The sequence below is a fragment of the Alkanindiges illinoisensis genome, assembly GCF_004377485.1.
In the GTDB taxonomy this organism is placed as follows: domain Bacteria; phylum Pseudomonadota; class Gammaproteobacteria; order Pseudomonadales; family Moraxellaceae; genus Alkanindiges; species Alkanindiges illinoisensis_A.
Map to the genome: position 1 here is coordinate 148,252 of NZ_SNTY01000014.1, position 22,136 is coordinate 170,387.

Genomic DNA, 22,136 nt, shown 5'->3' on the forward strand with positions numbered 1-22,136 from the left:
AAAACCAGATTATTTGATTTTAGCTTCTTTGAAAATCACGTGCTGACGAATTTTCGGATCAAATTTTTTGATCTCCATTTTCTCAGGCATAGTACGTTTGTTTTTGGTGGTAGTGTAAAAGTAACCAGTACCAGCAGTAGACACGAGACGAATCTTATCGCGCATGACCAGGGCTCCTTAGATCTTTTGACCTTGAGCACGCAGGTCAGCAACAACCTTCTCAATGCCCAATTTATCGATAATACGCATACCTTTAGTGGTTAGGCGTAGGCGTACAAAACGCTTTTCGCTTTCTAACCAGAAACGGTGGTGATGCAGGTTCGGCTCGAACCGGCGTTTGGTTTTGTTGTTGGCGTGCGAGACGTTGTTGCCAACGACTGGACGCTTGCCGGTAACTTGGCAAACCTTAGACATGGTGAACTCCATTGATTAGGCCACAATGTTAACGGCCTTTCATATCAAAAAAGTGGTTGATTAAATTCAAGGGGCGTTTTATATCAAAAAAACGCCCCGAACACAAGTCAAATGCCTATAAAAAGCGCTTTTAATTGTACTTGCCTAACCAGATGCTATTTTAGCGCAACATGGTCTTGAGCAGGACTTTATGGATTGGCTTGCCAAACGGCGGCAAAATCATTTTAAACGCGTAAAAGCGTGGTTTAACCATTACTGAACGCGCATGGCTCATGTTATAAAAGCCTTCCTGTCCATGATATTTGCCCATGCCGGATGCCCCAACACCACCAAACGGCAGGTCATCCTGTGCCACGTGGGTCAGTACCTGATTGATGCCAAAATGGCCAGAGTGGGTGCGGCGCGCCATGTATTCGGCACGGTCGGCATCATAGTCAAAATAGTACAGCGCTAATGGACGCTGGCGGGCATTGATATAGCTAATGGTTTCATCAATATCATCATATTCAATAATGGGCAGCACCGGCCCAAAAATTTCCTGCTGGCACAGTTCCATATCGGTAGTGACATTGGCAACCAGCGTAGGGGCAATCTTGCGCACGCTGCTCAGGTCTTCGTTAGCCGGATTGAACTCAAAAAATTCAGCGCCCAGTTCGCGTGCATTGTCCAGATAGCCCTGAATGCGATTATACTGCTTGTCATTAATGATGCTGGTGTAATCGGGGTTATTGCGCAGGGTTGGATACATGCTGGTGGCAAAATGGCGCATGTGAGCCACAAACTCACGGGTACGGCCACGTGGCAGGAAAACATAATCCGGTGCTACGCAGGTTTGGCCTGCATTCCAGAATTTGCCGGCAGAAATGCGCTCGGCAGCATCTTTAAGCGACATGGACGGATGTACAATAGCAGGTGATTTGCCGCCCAGTTCCAAAATTACAGGCACCAGATTTTCAGCAGCAGCAGCCATCACGGTTTTGCCGACAGGAATAGAACCGGTAAACACAATCTGGTCAAACGGCAAGCGGCAGAAGGCATCGGAAATAGCACCGCCACCATTGATGACGGTGACCAGATCATTGGGGAACACTTCAGCCAGCGCGCGCTCCAGTACCTTGCCAAAGCTTTTGGAGGAGCTGGAGATTTTCAGCATGGCATGGTTACCGGCAGCCAGCGCACAAATCAGTGGGCCAACCGCCAATAGCAGCGGATAATTCCATGGTGCCATAATACCAATCACGCCCAGCGGCTGGTATTGTACCCATGCCTTGGCAGGTTGATGCAGGGCAGACACATGACGCTTGGAGGGTTTCATCCAGCTGGTCAGGTGCTTGCTGTAATAGGTACACTGCTCAAGGCAGGTCATGATTTCGCCAATTTTAGTTTCATGGATGGAGCGATTGCCAAAATCTTCGGAAATGGCGCTGGCAATTTCGTCCTGATACTTCACCAAGGTGCGGCGCAGGCGGGCAATACGCTCAATGCGCTCGTGCGCTGAAGGCACCGGATTTTGTGAGTAGGCAGTTTTCTGGGCTGCCAGTGCATCATGCATGCGTTGAATTTCAGGTGGCAATGTGCTTTGTACGCTGACAGGAGATGACAAGCTATTCATAATAGGACATGAGGCCAGATTTTATTTAAGATAAGTTGATTTTTAGAGTAATTGCTCTAAAGTGTCAATAGGTTTTTGATGAACCGTCAGGTTTAAAGGTTATTCAATTGCAATCAGGATGAGCTATTTTGAAGCCATTAAAGACACGAGACCGGATTTTACAGATCAGCTTGGCGCTGTTTAACGAACGCGGTGAACGTGTAGTAACCACCAATCATATTGCTGCTGAAATGGGCATTAGCCCCGGCAATCTGTACTATCATTTCAGGAATAAAACCGAGATTATCAAGGAGCTGATGGATACCTATCAGGCTGAAACCATTGAGCTGCTGAGTGTGCCGGATGACCGCCCACTCACTGTTGCTGACAAGATCCAGTATTTTCAGTCTTTAAGCCAGCAGTTGTGGAAGTACCGGTTTTTGCACCGCGATATTCATCACCTGATGGATTCCAATGATGATTTCAAGCAGATGTATCCAAACTTTGCTGGTCAGATCATGAAAAAGGGCAAGCAGATTTATCAGGGCTTCGTGGATGCCGGGCTGATGAAAATTGAGCCGTCTGAAATTGAGGCATTGATTATCAATATCTGGATTGTGCTCACCAACTGGACCAACTTTTTATATATGTCGGGTCATATTTCGCATGCCGGTGTGATGGATGAGCGCTGGATCTGGCAGGGTTTGCGCCAGATGGTGTTTCTGGAAGGCCCGTACCTGATTGGCGATAGCCGCCAGGCCTATGACACCCTGCTGGCCAATATTGGCAAATCCGAGCTGTTTGAAAGCCTGTCCGCACAAGGTACGCATCAGCAAGCTGCCAGTGAGTGATAAACGGGCAAGCACGGTTAAATAAAAGCCTTTGGGCATCACAGTAAAGCAATAAATGGCAGCAACGCAATAATAGGGACAACTTGCAGGGCTGAATAAAAATATTTAAGCCCTGCCTAAAAGCAGCTAGAATGCCTGCTCTTTTTGTTTGCTTGAATTGACTAAAAACACAAGATGGGATTTTTGACATGACCACGGCCAATACCGCGCGCCTTTTGATTACTTGTGCTGACCGCTCTGGGATTGTGCAGGCTGTATCCGGGTTTTTGTATCATCAGGGTGCTAATATTACGGCGCTGGATCAGTACGCCACTGAAGCACAGGGCGGCACTTACTTTATGCGGGTTGAGTTTGAAGTCAACCAGCTGGCTGCCCGCCGTGACAGTTTGAGTCAGGCTTTTGCTGACACCGTTGCTGGCCGTTATGACATGATCTGGCAACTCACGGCAGTGAGTGACATCAAGAAAGTCGGTATTCTGGTGTCCAAGTATGACCATGCCATGCTGGAACTGCTGTGGCGGCATGCGCGTGGTCTGTTGCCCTGCGAAATTACCCATGTGGTGAGCAACCATGAAGACCTGCGCGATGCGGTGGAAGGCTTTGGCATTCCGTTTACGGTGATTAAGGTGACCAAGGACACCAAGGCTGAAGCTGAAGCCCAAATCCACGAAATCATGGCAGGTAATGACCTGCTGGTGCTGGCGCGTTACATGCAGATTTTAAGCAGTGATTTTGTGGAAAAATGGCCGATGAAGGTGATTAACATTCACCATTCTTTCCTGCCGGCTTTTGTCGGTGCAGATCCATACCGGCAGGCTTATGACAAGGGCGTCAAGCTGATTGGTGCCACGGCGCATTATGTGACGGCAGAGCTGGATCAGGGGCCAATTATTGAGCAGGATGTAGAACGCGTGAGCCATCGGTATAGTGTGGCTGATTTACGCGAGCTGGGCGAAGATGTGGAGCGCAATGTGCTGGCGCGTGCAGTGCGCTGGCATCTGGAAGACCGTGTAATTGTGCATGGTAACAAGACGATTGTGTTTGATTAAGAAAGTATAGGCCTCGCCGCAATGGCGGGGCTTTTAGTAGAAGTTTTATATTAAAAATAATAAGTACTATAAGGTAAACAATATGATCAAAAAGATAGTGTGCTTTAGCGGTGCATTTACTGTTCTGTTATACAATACGGCTGTTTTTGCTTTTAATCACAATAGCCTAAAAATAGATCAGGCACATCTTGAGCAAACACTATCAGAAAAGCCATTTTCTGAAATTTATCAAGATGCAGTAGCTGGCAAAAAAGAAGCAGCCTTTCAATTGGCGCAGCATTATCGCAGTGGTGAGGGAGTACCGCAAAGTGATAAAGAAGCACTAAAGTGGCTCACCCGGGCTGCTGAGCAGAATAATCCATTAGCCCAGCTGGAGCTTGGCATTCGATTGTTTACTGGGAAAGGAGTAACCCAAAATCTAACAGAAGGCTTTAGCTGGACAAGTCAAGCAGCAGAACTGAATGAGCCTAATGCCCAGTTTATACTTGGTACTGCCTATGTTGAGGGGTTAGGGACAACCCAGGATTTATCAAAGGCTTATCAATGGCTAAATAAAGCCAGTAAACAAAATCAGCTAGATGCTCAGGTGTTACTCGCCAAACTCTACATGGCTGGCCTCGGTACTCCAAAAGATTCCAAAAAAGCTCTAGATTTATTATTAAAAGCAGCTGAACTGGAAAATGCAGAAGCTCAAGCACTATTAGGGGTGGGTTATCTGACTGGGAAGGAAATAGAGCAAAGCTATTCAAAGGCAATATACTGGCTGGAGTTAGCAGCGGAGCAGGATGATCCAATAGCCCAGTTAACGCTAGGTGGCATGTATCTGTACGGGTTGGGTGTTAATAAAAATGTAAGTCAAGGCTTGGCTCTCATAAATGCAGCAGCGCTAGAAAGTCCTGAGGCTCAATATCTCTTGGGTACTACCTATAGGGAGGGCATTGACGTAGAAAAAAATGAGCAGTTGGCCCGTAACTGGTTGCTACGAGCAGCACAGGCTGATTATGCCAAAGCCCAGCTTAAGCTGGGTTTAATGCTCATTAAGGGTGATGGCGGTTATAAAAATAATATGGAAGGTTTTTCATGGGTTTTAAAAGCTGCAGAGCAAGATGATGCCAAAGCGCAATATGCACTTGCTTATCTATATTATACCGGTAGTGGGACTAGTATAAATCTTGTGGAATCAAAACGCTGGCTATAAGAATCTGCAGAGAACGGCCACCCCAAAGCACAATTGATTATAAAAAAATATGGTGGTTTTAAAAGTTCGCTTCCAATGCTTGATGATAAAAATTTTTAGTAATACTTGGCTATTGAACCAAATGTTGGCCCTATCATTAATTCTCTAAAACCATGTATGGTTTTCTTATCCAGCCCTTGCAATATTCACGCTGCTATGCCTAATTTATAGGCAAAGGATTGCATTTAAATTCAAGTCGCACTGAATCACCAAGGAAAGGAAAATGTCAGAGATCAAACGCCTGCATGTGGGCAAATGCTACTGCGAAGTCACCATTTATAAGGATGTGGTATATCTGGCCGGACAAGTGCCGCGTCGCTGTACCAGTGAACAGTCCAGCGATATTGCCACACAGGCACAGGATGTATTTAGCCAGATTGATGCGCTGCTGGTTGAGGCTGGTTCAGATAAGCACCGGATTTTGTCCTGCCAGATTTTTCTGGCAGATATGGCGGATTATGTTGGTTTTAATCAGGCATGGCGTGAATGGGTATCACCGAGCAACCCGCCACCGCGCGCCACTGTACAGGCCCAGCTTGCCAACCCGGACTGGAAGCTGGAAATTGTCATTACCGCAGCCATTTATTAAGCCTGCTGTTTATCTAAGAATTCGCTGACTGTTTGGTCTTGGCCTGATGCAGCTCGTCTATTAGGGTGTGCATCAATTCAGTGGCATTCAGGTTGCGAATGCGTGCCACGTTGCTGCCTGCCCAGTAGGCGGCAAAATCATAATTGCCCTGCTTGCTGGCCAATGCATGAAGTTGTTTGGCCAGGTCATATATATAGGAATAACTGCTTAAGGCAGGGCGTTCCGGCTGGTCAACTTGGCTATGCCATGCACTCATCAAGCCCCTTGCAGGCCGCCCGGAAATGCTGGCAGTAATATAAGTGGTTTGATAAGCCGGGTCTTGCAGGCGCTGGCGATATACCGGATCGGCAGCAGATTCCTTACAAATCACAAAGGCTGTGCCTAACTGGGCAGCACAGGCGCCAAGCGCTAGCACCTGCTGAATATCATCACCATCCATAAGGCCGCCCGCCGCAATGATCGGCAGATGGGTATGGGTTACCAATAACCGCACCAGATCATATGTGCCAATGGCCGGGTCAATATCACGGTTGAAAATACCCCGATGGCCGCCAGCTTCCACCCCTTGTGCCACAATGCCATCTATTCCAGCGGCTTCAATGATTCTAGCTTCGGCCAGACTGGTTGCACTGGCTAGCAAAACAATCCCGGCATGTTGCAGTTGTTTGATCACATCAAGAGCAGGAATACCAAAGTGAAAGCTCACCACCGCTGGTTTTTCCTGTAGCAGCATGTCTATTACAGGCTGGTTGTCAATCAAACTGGAATTCACTGGTTTTAAGGTTCCGGGTGCTTCACCACCCAAAGCCTGAAAAAATGGCGCCATGTAATTAATCCAGGCCTGCTCAGTGGCTGGATCGCGCTGTGGCGGCTGATGGCAAAAGAAATTGCAGTTAAATGGCTTGCTGGTGAGTGCTCTGGTTTGTTGAATGGCCAGCCGGGCAGCTTCAGCTGATGCATTGGCCAAGCCCAATGAACCCAGTCCACCCGCATTACTGACTGCGGCTGCAAGTTCAGGCGTGCTGGTGCCTGCCATGGGCGCTAACAAAATGGGATGCTGAATGCCCAGTTGCTGTAGAAATTGCTGTGTCTTGATAGGGTAGGAGGGTGTGGCACGGGGATGAAAAGAATCAGGTTGATTGTTCATGGCAATTGCTCTCTAAATAAAAGGTGCCAAACAAAGCATTAACCTGTTTTAACATGGGATTTAGGGCAGCATAAGCGTAATTTAATGATATTCATTATTTATGCGGTAAATAATTGATAGGATTAAATTGGCTGGGCAATCAGCCTGAAATGTAACTTACACAGGTATTTAACCTAAGCATGAATTCAGCCTAAGCATTAGTTTAATCTGTAACAGCATGGCCCTAAAAAGTTACTGCGCCGCCTGTAATTTGGGGCGGGCGCGCTCAAGGGCGGCCAGTAAGGCAGGTTTAAATTCACCCGCTTTAAACTGTACTAGACCCGAATGTGCTGCACAAAAATTTTGGGTGTCCTGCCATTGATCAGCCAGTTGTTGCACCCACTCACAATAAATCTCGGCTGCATTCGCTTCCGGTTTTAAGGCCCAGCGTGTGGCTGGACTAATAAAAATTTCTGGCAGGAATTTTTCAAGTAATCCGCCCTGTGGCGGCGCGGCAAAGGTGTCATCAACATGCAGGCTTTTGCTGACAGGATGATAGGCCAGTAATGAACCGGCATGGACGCCGGGCTTGGCTGAAATGTAGTCAATGCCTTGTGTCAGTGAAAACTCAAGCTCGGGATAGCGCGCAGCAACGGCCTCACTTTCTACCCGATCCGGGGACCACGCTAACTGGGGCAGTTTTTGTTGATGACGCAGTGAACCATACAGGGTGGCCTGTGGAAAGTCGCGTGCCATGGCTTCACAGTGCAGGGTATGAAACGGATGCAGGTTTAAAATCGCTTCAACCGCCTGTCCCTGATGGGTGAGCGCCATGACCTGCTCGCGGACGCTGCCACTGAGTTCATAACTGTCCAGAAAAATAAAACGGTCTTTCGCCAGTTGTACCAGTGAACAGTGCGTTCCCACATCAATCAGGCCACCAATCCTGAGTGCGCCACGAATATTCCAGAAGCCTTGTCCAAGATTGATGATGGTGTGTGCCATGGTGCGTTACCTGCCTGTTTACTGAAAAATAAAAATGAAACCAAAACCGCGCTTGGTGTTTAAGGTTGATGTGCCAATAGCCAAACAGCGAATTTTATATCTAATCCCTTAATTTGCCGATAAAAACAGAATTGTTGAATAAGAGTATCAGTGACAAGTGGTGAGATTATGTAAGTAGTCCCAGACAAGCTAAGTGAAAGTTAGGCGTATTAGCTATGTCATGTTTCATCGAATAATATAACCATTGCATGTCATCAGTAATTTTCTAAAAAATACTTGTCTGCTTCATTGAACTGTATAGGTTCTTATACAAAAACAGCCCATAACTTTTTGAAGGGTCTTTAAAATCAGGACAGCACCCCGATGTTATTGATAAATGAAAATTTGAATTTTTGAGGTAGATCAATGGATAAAAACTATTATGAAATACTGGGCCTGCAACGTGGCGCCAGTACTGATGACATCAAAAAAAGCTATCGCAAGCTGGTGCGCAAGTATCACCCGGATGTCAGCAAAGAAGCTGATGCCGCCGACAAGATGCAGCAGATTAACCTAGCTTATGAAACCTTAACAGATGACAGCAAGCGTAGCGAATATGACCAGATGCTGGACAATCCCTATGGCTTTGCAGGTGGTCATACTGGTAATGCGGGTAACCCCTATCAAAATCAGTACCAGTATTATCGTGGACACGAAGGCGCTGGCCAGCAGTTTACTGAAGAAGACCTGCGTCGTGCATTTGGCGGTGGTTTTAGTGGTGGCGGTTTTGGTGCGGGTAGCGGCGGCGCAGGTTTTGGCGGCTTTGAAGACCTGTTTGGCCAGTTTGGTGCCGGTTTTGGTGGAGGGCGTGCTGGTGCTCAGGGTCACCAGCAACAAGGCAGCTATCAAAATTATCGCGGTGAAGACCAGCATGCCAGCATTGAGGTGGATGTGCGGGTGGCGTATGAAGGCGCAACCCAGCAACTAACGCTGCAAATGCCAGTGATTAATGCCAATGGTCAGCAGGAGATACAGCGTAAAACCCTACAGGTCAAAATTCCCAAAGGCATGAAACCGGGCCAGCAAATCCGCTTGTCGGGGCAGGGGCAAGCTGGCTTCAATGGTGGCGCGCAGGGCGATTTATACATTGAAATTCAGTATCGTAATACCGACCAGTTGCGTTTAGAAGGCAGTGATGTGTACCTGACCGTACCTGTTAGCCCGTGGGAAGCGGCGCTGGGTGAAACCATTCAGGTGAGCACGCCAGCAGGCGCGGTGGATGTGAAGCTGCCGGAAGGTTCGCAAAGTGGACGCCAGTTGCGCCTTAAAGGCAAGGGCATTCCGGCTAAGGAACCGGGCAACCTGTATTTGATCCTGCAAGTGGTGGTGCCGCCAGCCAATACTGAAGCGGCCAAGGCAGTTTATCGGCAAATGGCAGAAAACATGGCCTTTAATCCACGGGCATAAGTCAAAACAACATCAGGCTGAAAAGAGATAGTTTGGGAGAATAACATGCGACAGTTCATTATCCGCGATATTACGCTGGATCAGGAACAACTGGATGGCACTGTAATTGATGGAAATGTGTTTTTAAGCCTCAGTGATTTTGCCCGTGCCTGTGGCCAGCCGCACGACTGGGTGATTGCGCTGGTAGAACACAGTATTCTGGAAAAAAATGACAGTACGCCAGAACACTGGCAGTTTGTGGGCGAGGAACTGGCACGCGCGCGACGGGCATGGCGCTTGCAGCGTGACTTTGATGCCAGCCTTGCTGCCGTGGCGCTGATGCTGGATTTACTGGATGAAGTCAAACAGCTACGGGCTCAAGTGGCATTGCATATCCGCTAGCAGCCTATTATTAAGCTCTAAATTAGGATATTAAGTAGCCTTTATATCCTGTGTCATCGTAATTTGACCGAACAAACGGCATAATCAATACAAACAAACATTAGATGAATGCCGTTTTGTTAGTTCCATCCCAGCAAGCCCCTGACAAGTATTCAATAAAAACAGCGCCAGCTTACAGCATTGGCTTGTTGCTCAGCCTGTACCTCGCACAGGGTTTGCCGGTTGGTTTTTTAACGCAGGCGCTGCCAGCCATTTTACGAAAGAATAATGTATCACTGGCTGCCATTGGGGGTTTTGGCCTGCTGATGGCACCGTGGGCGCTAAAGTTTTTATGGGCGCCCGTGGTGGATCGTTACTTTTCACCGCAGTGGGGACAAAGCCGTAGCTGGATTATTCCCACCCAGTTTTTAACAATTTTGTTGCTGGTGGTGATTAGTTTTCTAGAACCCGGCGCGCTGGCCAGCCCAGTTATTTTGCTGAGTTTTTTTATTGTCCTGTTTTTAATTAACCTGATGGGTGCCACGCAAGATATTGCCACCGATGGCCTTGCCGTGCGTTTGCTGCAAACCCTGCAGCAACACTGGGGCAATGCGGTGCAGGTATTGGGTTCGCGGCTGGGTTTTATTTTTGGCGGCGGTGCGGTACTGCTGTTGCTGGATTTATGGTCATGGCAAGTGGTATTTCTGCTGCTCACTGGTTTTGTAGTGCTGAACAGTTTACCCATTTTGTTGTTTCGGGAACCTGTTTGGCCGCAGCAGATCCAGGTTGATGGCGTGCAGGCAGCAGCTAAGTCGAATTTTCAGCTTAAAAAATGGCGAAAATTCTTTGCCGTTGAATTTGCCTATTTTTGGCATAACCCACAAATGCAGGCATGGTTGCTGGTATTACTGACCTTTAAGCTTGGCGATAGCTTAAGTGGTGCAATGGTCAAACCCATGATGGTGGACATGGGCTTTAGTCTGGCCAATATTGGTTTGATGGCCAGCATGCTGGGTTCGGTGGCTTCAGTGATGGGTGCCCTGCTGGCTGCATGGTTGATGAAATACATGGCGCGCAGTACAGCACTGTGGTGGTTTAATTTATTGCAAATTTTAAGCTTCTTGTTGTATGCCATATTGGCCTGGCAGTTTGAACATGGTTACATTGTGGTAGCGTGGCAGGTGTATTGTGTGAATGCCATTGAACAGTTTGCCGGGGCTATGGCGCTGGTTGCCATGCTTACCTTGATCATGGATTATTCCCGCAAGCAGCAAGCGGGTAGTGATTTTACCTTTCAGGTATCAGTGCTGGCGGTGACTGGCGGCGGTGTGCATATTGTGAGTGGGATAGTGGCGGAATACTGGGGCTATAGCATTCATTTTGGCTTTTGTGTGCTGTTGGCAGTGCTTTGTTTATGGCCTATTTTCCGGTGGCGCAAAGTAAGTATTCATTAGATCTCTTGCATAAGTCTGGTTTCGACAAGCTCAACCAACGCTGCCTGAGCCTGTCGAAGGCGAGTTGGTACAACTTATGAAAGAAGTCTATTATAAATTTGGGAATCAGGATGAGTAAATTAATGGAAGCGTCACATTGATAAATCCATCAAAAGGAATTCAATTTATAATATATTCATTCGGTCTGTTAGCAAGCTTAAGCTGGTTTTTTATTGATTTTATCTCAAGTCATTTTTGGCAAGAAAATTTTATTTATAGTTTCATCTTTTTTCTATTGCTGATCACATTTTTTTATTTTCAGATATTCAGAATAACGGGATGGAAAACGCAACTATCACCAAACTCTAGTGGAACCTTGACCATACTATTTTTTGGGAGCATTACAGTATTGATGATCTTTTTAGCGAGTTATTCAATAGCTAAAAAGACTGTGCCTTGGATATATACTCGCTTGAATGGTCAACCAGCAGAGTTAATTTTAACTGCACAAAAAATATCTTTTACAGGGAGGAAAGGTTGCCATACGTATCTATATTTTCGGGCAGATAATGAAAATAAAATTTGCATTCGTAGCAGTCAAGACAAATATCCAGATACTGAATTTAAAGCTAAACTAATTGGAAAACAAAGCAAATTAGGCTTCTTGGTGCAATCTATTGAGGTAGCAGAACAACCTTGATTAAAAGCCAGCGCGTGCGGACACATCGGCTAAAGAAAAAGACAGGAAAGGTTTTTCTGTTAATTGCCCAGCTCACCGTAATTTCACCTGTTATTATTATCTGGCTTTGGGTCGCCTTTACCAGCACAGAACCCTTTTTAATCAGTAATTACTGGCAGCAGCATTCAAAGATTCCTGTTGCGCTCGTGGCAGTACCTTTTGCATGGATAATCTTAACATTTGATATGGGAAAGATTTCAAACTATCTAGCAGAGCATACTTTTGGTATTTTTTTAATAAAAATAATGGGCTATTTAGGCATGGGTATTTTATTTAGCCTGATTTTTATGTATTTCACTTTACCGATTGCCATCACCCAGATTACTGGTGTTGAGTATCAGGAAAAGGGTATTGCACAAAGAACCTACAGTGGTGGTGGCCGGGGATGCCATTACTATCTGCATATTCGGTTAAAAGAACTCAATGGTAGTGTTTGCATAGGTCGCGAAAGCTATAATCAGCTGTCTGATCAGCCTTTTTATATAGAGGTTACGGGTAAAAAAAGTAAGGTTGGAATGATTATTAAAAAATGGAATTTTGCTGAAAATTAATAATAGACTTCTTTCATAAGTTGCACCAACTCGCCTTCGACAGGCTCAGGCAGCGTTGGTTGAGCTTGTCGAAACCAGACTTATGCAAGAGATCTAATCTTATTTAACGTATCAAATCCCATAAGCCATTAATATGCCGATATTCTCTAATTACAAGGTTTTTCTCAGGTAATGGAAGATGAAAAGCATTGAACCAGATGGCATTTAACCCTGCCTCTAGTGCAGGAATGATGTCTTTTTCCAGTGAATCACCAATCATTGTGATGTCAAATGGCTCAACAGCCAGTTTTTCTACAATAGCCTGATAAAAACGGGCAGAACTTTTTTCAATGCCCAAATTGGCCTTGCAAAAATAACCTGAAATATATTGGGATAAATGAACGCGATCAAATGCTTGCTGAATTTCTGCTTCGGATGAATCAGCAGCGCCTGTGGCAATATAAACTTTATGGTGTGCTGACAGATAGGCCAGTGTTTCTGCTGCTCCGTCAACCGCCTGAACAGTTTCCCAATAGCACATTTTGCCAGTATATTGAGGAAAATCGACCATCAGGGTATTGCCCCAGTCGAATAAATAAATAGTGCTCATGTGAATCAGGCAAAGTTTGAATAAGATCAAATCATAAGACTAAAACACCAATAAAAAAACAGCGCCGAAACGCTGTTTTTCGTTTAGCTTAAAGCCTATTTGCCATCACGGGCGGCCACGGCGGTATCGACAAAATCGGTAAACACGCCATCAACGCCCAAGTCATAAAACTTTTTATATTCGGCTTTGGGGTCGTTTTTATAATCACTGGCCAAACGGCGTGGTTCATTGCGGAAAGTAAAGGGTACTACTTCCAGCCCAATAGCATGCGCATTTTTAACCACATTGCTGGCAGGTAATAAAACACGGTCACGCTCATCCAGCTTGCCGTCATTGTTCAGGTCATCAGCCTTGCCATCATTATTGGCATCTACCGTTTTGGAGCTAATCAGGTAAGGCTTCCACGGCCCGATAATATCAGCATAGGTTTTAATTTCTGCCAAGCCGGTGGGAGTCAGCATAGCGCCATAGGTTTTGTCAGTTTTGCCAGCCACTGTCCAGTCATACGGACGCAGCGATGGCGCTTCAAACTGCATATTACCGTTGCTGTCAATGTCGTAGCCATCGATGAGCTGCACTAATCGAACATCCGTTTTGCCGTTAAGATATTTGAGGTTGCTCACTTCAAACGACTGGATAATGGCTGGCGAATCTTTTTTGCTGTAGCCGTATTTGGCTAAAATACGCAGTAGTTCATCTTCAATTTTATATTGGCCAAAAATACTGGCATGGAAAGTAGAGTGCTTGATTTCAGGGATAATGCCGACGTTTTTGCCCAGACGCTTGTTTTCGGCCTGTACGGTTTGAATCATTTCCTCAAGGGTTGGAATTGCAAACTGGCTATCGTACTGGGTGCTGCGATCCTGCGGTAATGGCTGAATGGCACGCAGGGTTTTGAGTTCCGCCAGGGTAAAATCTGAGACAAACCAGTCGTCTTTAACGTTTACACCGTCAATCATTTTGCTGGTTTTACGGCTGGCAAATTCAGGATGAGAGGCCACATTGGTGGTGCCGCCAATATTGGGTTCATGGCGGCAAACCAGTATGCCATCTTTGGTCATCACTAGATCCGGCTCAACAAAATCTGCACCCAGTTCAATGCCTTTTTTATAGCCTTCCAGCGTGTGATCCGGCAAATAACCCGCCGCGCCGCGATGGCCGTATACCAGTGCTTTTTTAGGCGTTGGGCTAATGACGCCTGTGTTGTCACTATTATCGTTGTCATCATTACAGCCAGCTAAAGCAGTGGCCAAAATAGAGCCAATCACTGCGCCCATCAATTTTTGCTTGTTCAACATAATGTTATTTCCAGATTTTGTCTTTTATGACGCCTTTTACTAAAGATATAGTGAGTAAAAGAGTTGGCGCTAGTCTGCATGAGGCTTATGACAAGCCCATGAATCTGCCATATAGGTTTGCAGGCAGGTAAAGAGTTAAGGAGCGCGCAAAGGGCAGGCTTTGCAGATGACTTGTCTGTATAAAAGCATTTATTTCAGTGAGACAAGCACCTAGAATAGCCCTCTTTCTGCCTGTAGTTCGCCAACATCATTGTGGTGAGAGACATGCACGCATTACCCAATCCTGATGCTGGCCTGTAGTCCGGCCATTTGCAGTAAATTTCCCATGAACTCGTCTACACCCGAAAGCTTCCCACAAAGCCAGGCACAAAATCAGCCAACCAATCATCTTAAGCGCAGTATGCAAACCCGTCATCTAGTGATGCTGTCGCTGGGCGGTGCCATTGGGACGGGCCTGTTTTTAAATTCAGGCGGTGTGATTGCCCAGACTGGCCCGGTGGGTGCAATGCTGGCATATTTTATTGGCGGGATTATTGCCTATCTGGTGATGCTGTGCCTTGGCGAGCTAGCGGTGCATGTGCCGGACAGTGGCGCGTTTAGTACCTATGCCACGCGGTTTATTAATCCCGCCACAGGTTACATGATTGCATGGCTATACTGGCTTACCTGGACGGCCACGCTGGGCACCGAATTCACGGCAGCGGGGATTTTAATGCAGCACTGGTTTCCGCAGGTCTCGGTGTGGATCTGGTGTGCGCTGTTTGCAGTGGTCATTTTTTTATCCAATGTGTTTTCTACCCGGGTGTTTGCTGAAACCGAGTTTTTTCTGGCCTTCATCAAGGTGGCCACGGTTTTAATTTTTATTATTCTGGGTGGCTGTGCTGTTTTTGGGTTGATGCCTGCTTTTATGAATGGCTTTCAACCAGCGCCATTGCTGCATAACCTATATGCACAGGGCTGGTTTCCCAATGGCCTGATGCCGATTTTAGTCACCATGCTGGCGGTTAATTTTGCCTTTTCCGGTATGGAGCTCATTGGTGTGGCCGCTGGTGAAACCGATAATCCAGGCAAAACCATTCCCAAAGCCATTAATGCGGCGCTATTACGCCTATTAATCTTTTTTGTGGGTACCATTTTTATTATTGCTGCACTGATTCCCTTTGAGCAGCTTGGCCTGACAGAAAGCCCGTTTGTGCTGGTGTTTGAGCGTATGGGCATTCCCTATGCTGCTGATATCATGAATTTTGTGATTATCACTGCACTGCTGTCGACGGCCAATTCCGGCTTGTATGCCGCTTCACGCATGATGTGGTCATTGTCCCAGCAAAATATGCTGCCCAAAACCTTTGGCAAGCTGACCCGGCGCGGGATTCCACTCAATGCGCTGATGTTTAGCATGATTGGCGGCTTGGCATCTCTGCTCACCAGCGTGTTTGCTGCGGAAACCATTTACACGCATTTGCTGTCGATTGCTGCGTTTACCATGGTGGTGGTATGGATGAGCGTGGCGGTGAGTCATTATCGGTTTCGCAAGCAATTTCTAGCTCAAGGGGGCCAGCTCCATGACTTAACCTACCGTGCGCCATTTTTCCCGATTGTGCCGATTGCAGCCTTTGTGCTGTGTTTTATTACCTGTCTGGGCATGGCGTTTGATCCCAGTTTGCTGGGTGGTTTAATTGGTTGCCTGCTGTTTATTGCCGGGTGTTATGCCAGCTATTACAAATGGTATGCACCAGCCTGATTGCCATGAAATCTGCTGTATCACTGGGTTTTAATCAATAAAATCAGGCTGGAATATGCAGGATCAGTTCCAGCACCAGCTTGCTGCCAATAAAGCCCACCAGCAGCAATCCAAAGCCCCATAGGGTAAAGCTAATGGCACGCTGCCCGCGCCAGCCCAGTCGCCAGTGACCAATTAACAGCGTACCAAATACCAGCCACGACAAAATGCTAAACACGGTCTTGTGCGCCAGATGCTGGGCAAAAAAGCTGTCAATGGTAAAAATCCCAAAACTCAAGGCCAGTGTCAGCAATCCAAAACCCAGCGCAATCATGTCAAACAGTAGTTTTTCCATGGTTTGCAATGGTGGCAGCAGGGCCACCCAGATGCGTTTATCGGTTTTTTGCTTGAGTTCGCGGTTTTGCGCCCACAGCAAAATGGCCTGAATACTGGCCATCCATAGCACGCAATAAGCCGCCAGCGACAGGAAAATATGCACGTCCAGCCATAACCCGCCCTGGTTTAATGACACAAATGGCCCATGCCAGATCACACTCATGAGCAGGCCAACACAAGCCACGGGCGTTGCCAGCAGGTTTAATCCTAAAATGGGCCGATAGGTACTAAACAAAAAGCTGAATGCCAGCATTAGCCAGCAGGTGAGCGAAATCAGGTTAAAAATATTGTAATTAATCCCTGCCGGGGTGATGAGCGCCGGAAACAACACTGACGCATGTAGAATCAGGCCAATGCTCAGCAATACCAGTGTCACCAGCTTGCGGGGTGGCATTTTTTGTAATAAATGAATCAGCAAATACCAGAAGGTACTGGCATACGCAGCCGTCGCAAGCAGTGCTATAATCACAGGCAGGCTAGTCATGCCATTCAACCCTGATTCTAATGGTTTGGATTTTCATTATTAACGATTCGACCATATTCAACCGTCTGGTATGTAATATCCTATAGCATCTGGAGCGGTAATTTTCTATTCTAGGCAATATTTTTTGCAAAGTTACAAGCGGAATTCGCAATGTTTGATACTTTAACCGATCGTTTGACGCAAAGCCTGCGCAATGTCACAGGCACCGGGCAGCTTAACGAAGATAACATCAAGGATACCTTGCGGGAAGTACGCATGGCACTGCTGGAAGCAGACGTGGCATTGCCGGTAACCCGTGAGTTTATTGAAAAAGTAAAAGCCGAAGCACTGGGGCAGGAAGTCTTAAAGCAATTATCGCCCGGTCAGGCGTTCGTGAAAATTGTTTACGACCAGCTTACTGAAATGATGGGCGAGGCTAATCAAAGCCTGAACCTGTCTGCCAAGCCTCCAGTAGTGATTTTGCTGGCAGGTTTGCAGGGTGCCGGTAAAACCACCACGGCAGGTAAGCTGGCCAAGTTTTTAAAAGATCGCCAAAAGAAAAAAGTAGTGACTGTTTCTGCCGACGTGTACCGTCCCGCCGCCATTGAGCAGTTACGCAGTGTGTCCAATGATGTGGGCGTGGATTTTATTCCCTCATCAAGCGACGAAAACCCGATTGACATTGCCATGCGTGCCATTGAGCAGGCCAAAATCAAGTTTGCCGACGTGCTGATTGTGGACACTGCTGGCCGCTTGCATATTGATGAATCCATGATGGATGAAATCAAGGCGCTGACGGCTGCGATTAACCCAACCGAAACCCTGTTTGTGGTCGATTCCATGACCGGACAGGATGCGGCCAATACCGCCAAGGCGTTTAATGATGCTTTGCCGTTAACCGGTGTGATCCTCACCAAAACTGACGGTGATGCGCGTGGTGGTGCCGCGCTGTCAGTGCGTGCCATTACCGGCAAGCCGATCAAGTTTTTAGGGATGGGCGAAAAGCTGGATGCTTTGGAGCCGTTCCACCCTGAGCGGATTGCCCAGCGTATTCTGGGCATGGGTGACGTGCTGTCGCTGGTAGAAGAAGTTGAACGCAAGATTGACCGCGAAAAAGCGGAAAAGATGGCGAAGAAACTGCAAAAAGGCGGTGCATTTAACCTTGAAGACATGCTGACCCAGTTTGAACAAATGAAAAACATGGGCGGTATGGCAGGCTTTTTGGACAAATTGCCGGGCATGAGCGGCAGTGGCATTCAGCAGGCGCTGGAACAGGCCAAGCCGGAAAAGGAAGTGGGCAAAATGGAAGCGATTATTCGCTCCATGACCATTAAAGAACGCCGCAACCCAGATATTATCAACCCAAGCCGTAAGCGCCGTATTGCTGCCGGTTGTGGCATGGAAATTCAGGATGTGAACCGCTTGCTCAAGCAGCACAGCCAGATGGCCAAGATGATGCGCAAGTTTTCCAGCCCCGGCGGCATTGCCAAGATGATGCGTGGCATGAAAGAGCTGCAAGGTGGCGGCGGTGGTGGTTTAGGCCCGTTGTTTGGCGGTGGTGCCGAGGGCGCAGATGGCGGGCAGGGTAGAATGCCTGGCAATATGCCATTGCCACCGGGTTTTGGTAAAAAGCGTTAAGTTTGAAGTACTGGAATTAAAAAACGGCCTTAAGGGGTCGTTTTTTAGTTAATAGTAAAGGTTCCGTCAGGATTTCTTTTTTGCCCATATTTTTTAAGGCTTTTTAAAAGTTCAAGATTTTGTATTTTTCCTTCTAGCCATTCGGGATCATCATCCCAGATTGCACCATTAAGAAGTATGGTTTCACGGACTTTATCACTTTCCCAATATTGATCTTCATACTCATGGTCGAGAAATAAAGTGAAACGGTTAATCTTTGCACCAGTAAAAATAGTACCTTCGAAGGCTACCCCAGATAGATTGGCGTTATGCAGTTGAGAGTTTGTTAAATTTGTATTGCTCATTATAGAGTCTTCTAAATCAGCAAATTGTAGGTTGCAGGAGCGAAAACTTGTATTTGTCAAATTTGTATTTCTTAAGTCTGCGTAAGTTAGATGACTATAATTAAGCTTGGTTTGTACTAGGAGTGCATTTTGAAAGTTAGCTTTTTGAAAATTAGATTGATTAAAATTTGCATAAGAGAGATCTGCATATCGAAGCTTAGTTCCTTGTAGCTGCGTCCCGCTGAAGTAAGAAAATGATAAATCTATGTGATCTAAAGTTAAGCCAGCTAAAGTTAATTCTCCAAAAGAAAAATTCATGTTGCCTGTACCTTTAAGGTTTAAACCTATTAGTTGAGGCAAAAATAATCTTAGATGATTACCATTTGCTCCAATTAGAGCTCTATTTAAGGCTGCGATAATTGGATTCTTATGAAATTGGGGTAATGAATTTTTAAATTCTTGCTCATTATAAAAACGTGCTTGTTGCTGAGTAATAATAGATTCCCAAATGGCATGAATCAGTAAAAATGCAGGTTGCATAAATTGCTCGCCATACTTACCAAACATAAAGGCTTCTAGCTGGGCAATCGCGCTAGCTTGTAAAGCTTCTGCACCTAAACGGCGGCTAATACTGTTACTGCCTTCTGGGACAAGAAAATCCTCTTGGCTGGTTGTCGTTTCTTCGATATTTTCCTGAATGTCTTTAGTCGTTTTATTTGTGGTTTTAGTGGTAGTAGTTTGCTTGATTTCGGGCAAATGAAAGCCACTCGCCCATTCACTCAGTTTTTGAAAGTCTTTTAGATTAGTATCTTTGCGGCCATTTTCAATTTGCACGCGATTATTTTTATCCCTAAATACCCAAATAATAAAAATGACAGGTGAAGTTATCACGGTAGTAATCAGTGCTGCTAAAACTGGGCTACGCGAATCTTTGATTAAAATACTTATCGTGTCGCTATCAAATTTTAGCCACTTATATAGAATGAATAAAATAACTAATGAAATAAAAGTGGCTATAGCGACTTTCAGTATACGCTGCGCAGTTTGTGATTGATGATCAAGATTGACCCCCAAATTACGCTTTTTCCATCGTTCAAAATCAACTTTTTGATATGCAATGCTAGCTTTTATAAACGCATCAACACGCTCTTTTAAGATTATTATTTTTTTAAATTCTTCATCTTCCCAGTCTGGGCCTTTATATTCTTTATCCTCATGCTTTAGATGATAGTGATGATATATGGCGTCACGATTAGACCAAGCAATAAAAGCTTTGATGTCTTTGCAAATTTCTTTTAGTTGATCGGGTACATAAAAAGCAAAAACTAATATTTCGCAAAAAAGTGCCAAGATTATTAGTCCTAAAGAAACCCAAGGATTAATCTGTTTATCTAATAAATTAAAAGTACCGTAAGATAGAGCGAGCATTATTAGGTTAATGATAATAACCCAGCGCCGTTTAACCGGATTTCTCCAAAAATCTTGAAGCCAATTTCTCATTTAATTCTTATCTCAATCCATGACCCATTATCTTTATTCAAACAAGTGCGTATAAGCTGGCTTAATGCAAATCATCCGGCGTATAGTGGTAACTCACTCTTAAAAACTTATTCTTAAAAATTCGCCATCGGCAAACACATTATGGCCAAAACCACATTCCCCTTGTGTGGTTTCCAATATCACACTGTCTGCTTTAAAACGCATTTCCACTGTGCAGCCTTCACCAGCCGCCAGCCCTTCGGTTTCACTTTCTTTCCAGACAGCTTTGCCATTTTTAATCGGACTAAGCGTAGTAAATTCGCCCATATTCGGGCCGTAATACATACTCATCATGCCCATATACAAGCCAGAAAATGAAATCTGATATTGCGTGCCTTTTTGCTTCACGCCAACGATATTCCATGCGCCATTGCCCGCATATTGCCAGTATTCACCCACTGGGCTTTTGCTTTGACTGGATGTATCCAGTTTAGCCAGTTCGGCTTTAATCAGGTTCAGGTTGTACTGCGATTTTTTATCATCCGGGTTAATCATCAGCCATGCACGGGCTTTGAGATAATCCTTTTGCTTGATATAGGTGAGTGCCACATTGTTGTCCGCCGTAGCCACTGCACCGTCAGATATGGAAAATCTGGGCTGATTGCCCTGAAACATAACCCGGCAGGCGTGGCTCCATGCGGCCTGCGTTTCAAAAAGGGTGCGCGCTTTGTTGTAGTTGCCTGCGTGATAGGCTTTTTGCCCGGCCTGTGCATAGCCTGTTATTTTCTTGCAGTCAGCAAGCTGCTGTTTTTCCTGTGCCTCTTCCGTATCTATTGCATGCGTTGGGGTCGTAGCACTTATCCCTAAAACTACAATAAATAATCCAAAAATTTGAACAGGCTGGGTTTGGATCATGGTTCTGTTTTTTTGGATTGTTGTCATTATTAGGCTCATCTTGGTCGGTTTTACATGGTTTGACTAAGCGTAATTAGCTTGAGTTTCTGTATGTTTAGGAGGGGTAGCTAATCCCTTTAAATAGTGATCAATCTACTGTTATTCAGGCTTGGCAAAAAAACGCATCAGGCCTTTTAACAGCAAATCCGGTTCCAAAATCAGCTCGGTTTTTTGCTGTAAAAAGCTGGCAAACACCGGAGCATCACCGCCAGTGAGCACAATTTTGCGCTCAGGGTTATGCGCAATAATTTTTTCAATCGCACCCAGCAAGCCCAGCAAAATACCATGATGTACAGCATCACTGGTATTGCGGCCCGGATACAGGTCACTAAACGCCTGTTCGGGAATTTTAATACCTTTGGTACCTTGAGTCAGCGAATCGCGCTGTAAATACAGGCTAGGCAATATATAACCGCCCAAGTGCCGGTTATTGTCCAGCAAGTCAATGGTCAGTGCCGTGCCGCAGCCGACAATGCAGTACTGATTTTGCTGTCCGTCCTGCGCATTGCCAGCGAGGGCCAGCACCTGTAGCCAGCGGTCAATGCCCAGTTGTTTGGGATTATCATAGCCCGTGATCAGGCCCTGATGCTGCGCCTGCACGCTGGCAAAACGCACGGGAATATTCAGGCGTGACAAAATCTGCTGCACGCGCTGGTTAGAGGCTTTATCCAGCACTGAAGAGATACCAATTTCATGCGGGCTAAACTGGGCAAAGCGATCCACCAGCCCCAATAGCAAATCCGCTGGTGATTGCAGGTGCAGCTCGGCACCATTGGCCTGCATTTCCCCGTGTGAGGTGAGCCAGTATTTAAGCCGGGTGTTACCAATATCAAGCCAGAGCTGACGCATTGAAGCCATTCCCTTGTTAATAAGATACAGAAATGA

General features: G+C 46.0%; 22 protein-coding genes. 11 read left to right on the top strand and 11 right to left on the bottom strand.

Features of this window, described 5'->3' with window-relative positions; translation table 11 throughout:
- Nucleotides 1–9 precede the first annotated feature (9 nt).
- From rpmG to E2B99_RS04605, 3 genes are all read right to left on the bottom strand, one after another.
- Nucleotides 10–165, bottom strand: coding sequence for a 50S ribosomal protein L33 (gene rpmG / locus E2B99_RS04595; protein ID WP_003654787.1), 156 nt, complete (start codon nt 163–165; stop codon nt 10–12).
- A 12-nt stretch (nt 166–177) separates the two neighbouring features.
- Nucleotides 178–414 carry a 50S ribosomal protein L28 gene (gene rpmB / locus E2B99_RS04600; protein WP_000048256.1) on the bottom strand — a complete coding sequence of 79 codons (237 nt, stop codon included), beginning with the start codon at nt 412–414 and terminating at the stop codon, nt 178–180.
- Between the two features lie 160 nt (nt 415–574).
- Nucleotides 575–2,026, bottom strand: coding sequence for a coniferyl aldehyde dehydrogenase (locus E2B99_RS04605; protein WP_134243788.1), 1,452 nt, complete (start codon nt 2,024–2,026; stop codon nt 575–577).
- Nucleotides 2,027–2,151: 125 nt separating this feature from the next.
- Between E2B99_RS04605 and E2B99_RS04610 the strand changes: the two genes are divergently transcribed.
- The 4 genes from E2B99_RS04610 (at nt 2,152) to E2B99_RS04625 (ending at nt 5,731) form a co-directional block, all read left to right on the top strand.
- Complete coding sequence (locus E2B99_RS04610; protein ID WP_134243789.1) at nt 2,152–2,856, top strand: TetR/AcrR family transcriptional regulator; 705 nt, start codon at nt 2,152–2,154, stop codon at nt 2,854–2,856.
- A 188-nt stretch (nt 2,857–3,044) separates the two neighbouring features.
- Nucleotides 3,045–3,905: a formyltetrahydrofolate deformylase gene (gene purU / locus E2B99_RS04615; RefSeq protein ID WP_134243790.1), complete on the top strand. Its 861-nt coding sequence runs from the start codon at nt 3,045–3,047 to the stop codon at nt 3,903–3,905.
- A gap of 82 nt (nt 3,906–3,987) precedes the next feature.
- Nucleotides 3,988–5,103 carry a tetratricopeptide repeat protein gene (locus E2B99_RS04620; RefSeq protein WP_134243791.1) on the top strand — a complete coding sequence of 372 codons (1,116 nt, stop codon included), beginning with the start codon at nt 3,988–3,990 and terminating at the stop codon, nt 5,101–5,103.
- A 262-nt stretch (nt 5,104–5,365) separates the two neighbouring features.
- Nucleotides 5,366–5,731 (top strand): RidA family protein, encoded by a 366-nt coding sequence (locus tag E2B99_RS04625; protein ID WP_134243792.1) that lies wholly within the window; start codon nt 5,366–5,368, stop codon nt 5,729–5,731.
- 13 nt (nt 5,732–5,744) lie between these two features.
- On the opposite strand, the gene E2B99_RS04630 is transcribed toward E2B99_RS04625, so the two are convergent.
- Together E2B99_RS04630 and E2B99_RS04635 are read right to left on the bottom strand one after the other, a co-directional pair.
- A complete protein-coding gene (locus E2B99_RS04630; protein WP_134243793.1) occupies nt 5,745–6,878 on the bottom strand; it encodes an NAD(P)H-dependent flavin oxidoreductase in 1,134 nt (377 codons plus the stop codon).
- Nucleotides 6,879–7,109: 231 nt separating this feature from the next.
- Entirely contained in the window at nt 7,110–7,862 is a 753-nt protein-coding gene (locus tag E2B99_RS04635; RefSeq protein ID WP_134243794.1) for a hypothetical protein, read from the bottom strand.
- 405 nt (nt 7,863–8,267) lie between these two features.
- Between E2B99_RS04635 and E2B99_RS04640 the strand changes: the two genes are divergently transcribed.
- The 5 genes from E2B99_RS04640 (at nt 8,268) to E2B99_RS04660 (ending at nt 12,391) form a co-directional block, all read left to right on the top strand.
- Nucleotides 8,268–9,308 carry a DnaJ C-terminal domain-containing protein gene (locus tag E2B99_RS04640; RefSeq protein WP_134243795.1) on the top strand — a complete coding sequence of 347 codons (1,041 nt, stop codon included), beginning with the start codon at nt 8,268–8,270 and terminating at the stop codon, nt 9,306–9,308.
- Between the two features lie 45 nt (nt 9,309–9,353).
- Entirely contained in the window at nt 9,354–9,689 is a 336-nt protein-coding gene (locus tag E2B99_RS04645; RefSeq protein WP_134243796.1) for a chaperone modulator CbpM, read from the top strand.
- Between the two features lie 116 nt (nt 9,690–9,805).
- Nucleotides 9,806–11,122, top strand: coding sequence for an MFS transporter (locus E2B99_RS04650; RefSeq protein ID WP_430981444.1), 1,317 nt, complete (start codon nt 9,806–9,808; stop codon nt 11,120–11,122).
- 136 nt (nt 11,123–11,258) lie between these two features.
- Nucleotides 11,259–11,801 (top strand): hypothetical protein, encoded by a 543-nt coding sequence (locus E2B99_RS04655; protein ID WP_134243798.1) that lies wholly within the window; start codon nt 11,259–11,261, stop codon nt 11,799–11,801.
- Complete coding sequence (locus E2B99_RS04660; RefSeq protein ID WP_134243799.1) at nt 11,798–12,391, top strand: hypothetical protein; 594 nt, start codon at nt 11,798–11,800, stop codon at nt 12,389–12,391. The genes E2B99_RS04655 and E2B99_RS04660 overlap by 4 nt, the downstream gene beginning before the upstream one ends.
- A 103-nt stretch (nt 12,392–12,494) precedes the next feature.
- Here E2B99_RS04660 and E2B99_RS04665 read toward each other — a convergent pair whose 3' ends face one another.
- Together E2B99_RS04665 and E2B99_RS04670 are read right to left on the bottom strand one after the other, a co-directional pair.
- Nucleotides 12,495–12,980 carry an HAD family hydrolase gene (locus E2B99_RS04665; RefSeq protein ID WP_134243800.1) on the bottom strand — a complete coding sequence of 162 codons (486 nt, stop codon included), beginning with the start codon at nt 12,978–12,980 and terminating at the stop codon, nt 12,495–12,497.
- Between the two features lie 95 nt (nt 12,981–13,075).
- Nucleotides 13,076–14,278: a glycerophosphodiester phosphodiesterase gene (locus E2B99_RS04670; RefSeq protein ID WP_134243801.1), complete on the bottom strand. Its 1,203-nt coding sequence runs from the start codon at nt 14,276–14,278 to the stop codon at nt 13,076–13,078.
- 325 nt (nt 14,279–14,603) lie between these two features.
- On the opposite strand from E2B99_RS04670, the gene E2B99_RS04675 reads away from it, so the two are divergent.
- Nucleotides 14,604–16,019: an amino acid permease gene (locus tag E2B99_RS04675; protein WP_134243802.1), complete on the top strand. Its 1,416-nt coding sequence runs from the start codon at nt 14,604–14,606 to the stop codon at nt 16,017–16,019.
- A 43-nt stretch (nt 16,020–16,062) separates the two neighbouring features.
- On the opposite strand, the gene E2B99_RS04680 is transcribed toward E2B99_RS04675, so the two are convergent.
- A complete protein-coding gene (locus E2B99_RS04680) occupies nt 16,063–16,878 on the bottom strand; it encodes a cytochrome C assembly family protein (RefSeq protein ID WP_134243803.1) in 816 nt (271 codons plus the stop codon).
- Nucleotides 16,879–17,028: 150 nt separating this feature from the next.
- On the opposite strand from E2B99_RS04680, the gene ffh reads away from it, so the two are divergent.
- Complete coding sequence (gene ffh / locus E2B99_RS04685; RefSeq protein ID WP_134243804.1) at nt 17,029–18,495, top strand: signal recognition particle protein; 1,467 nt, start codon at nt 17,029–17,031, stop codon at nt 18,493–18,495.
- Between the two features lie 44 nt (nt 18,496–18,539).
- Here the strand turns inward: ffh and E2B99_RS04690 are convergent, their stop codons facing one another.
- The 3 genes from E2B99_RS04690 to E2B99_RS04700 form a co-directional block, all read right to left on the bottom strand.
- Nucleotides 18,540–20,318: a pentapeptide repeat-containing protein gene (locus E2B99_RS04690; RefSeq protein WP_134243805.1), complete on the bottom strand. Its 1,779-nt coding sequence runs from the start codon at nt 20,316–20,318 to the stop codon at nt 18,540–18,542.
- 99 nt (nt 20,319–20,417) lie between these two features.
- Entirely contained in the window at nt 20,418–21,239 is an 822-nt protein-coding gene (locus E2B99_RS04695; RefSeq protein ID WP_134243806.1) for a tetratricopeptide repeat protein, read from the bottom strand.
- 111 nt (nt 21,240–21,350) lie between these two features.
- On the bottom strand, nt 21,351–22,100 hold the full coding sequence (locus E2B99_RS04700) for a type III pantothenate kinase (protein ID WP_134243807.1): 750 nt from the start codon (nt 22,098–22,100) through the stop codon (nt 21,351–21,353).
- Nucleotides 22,101–22,136: the final 36 nt, after the last annotated feature.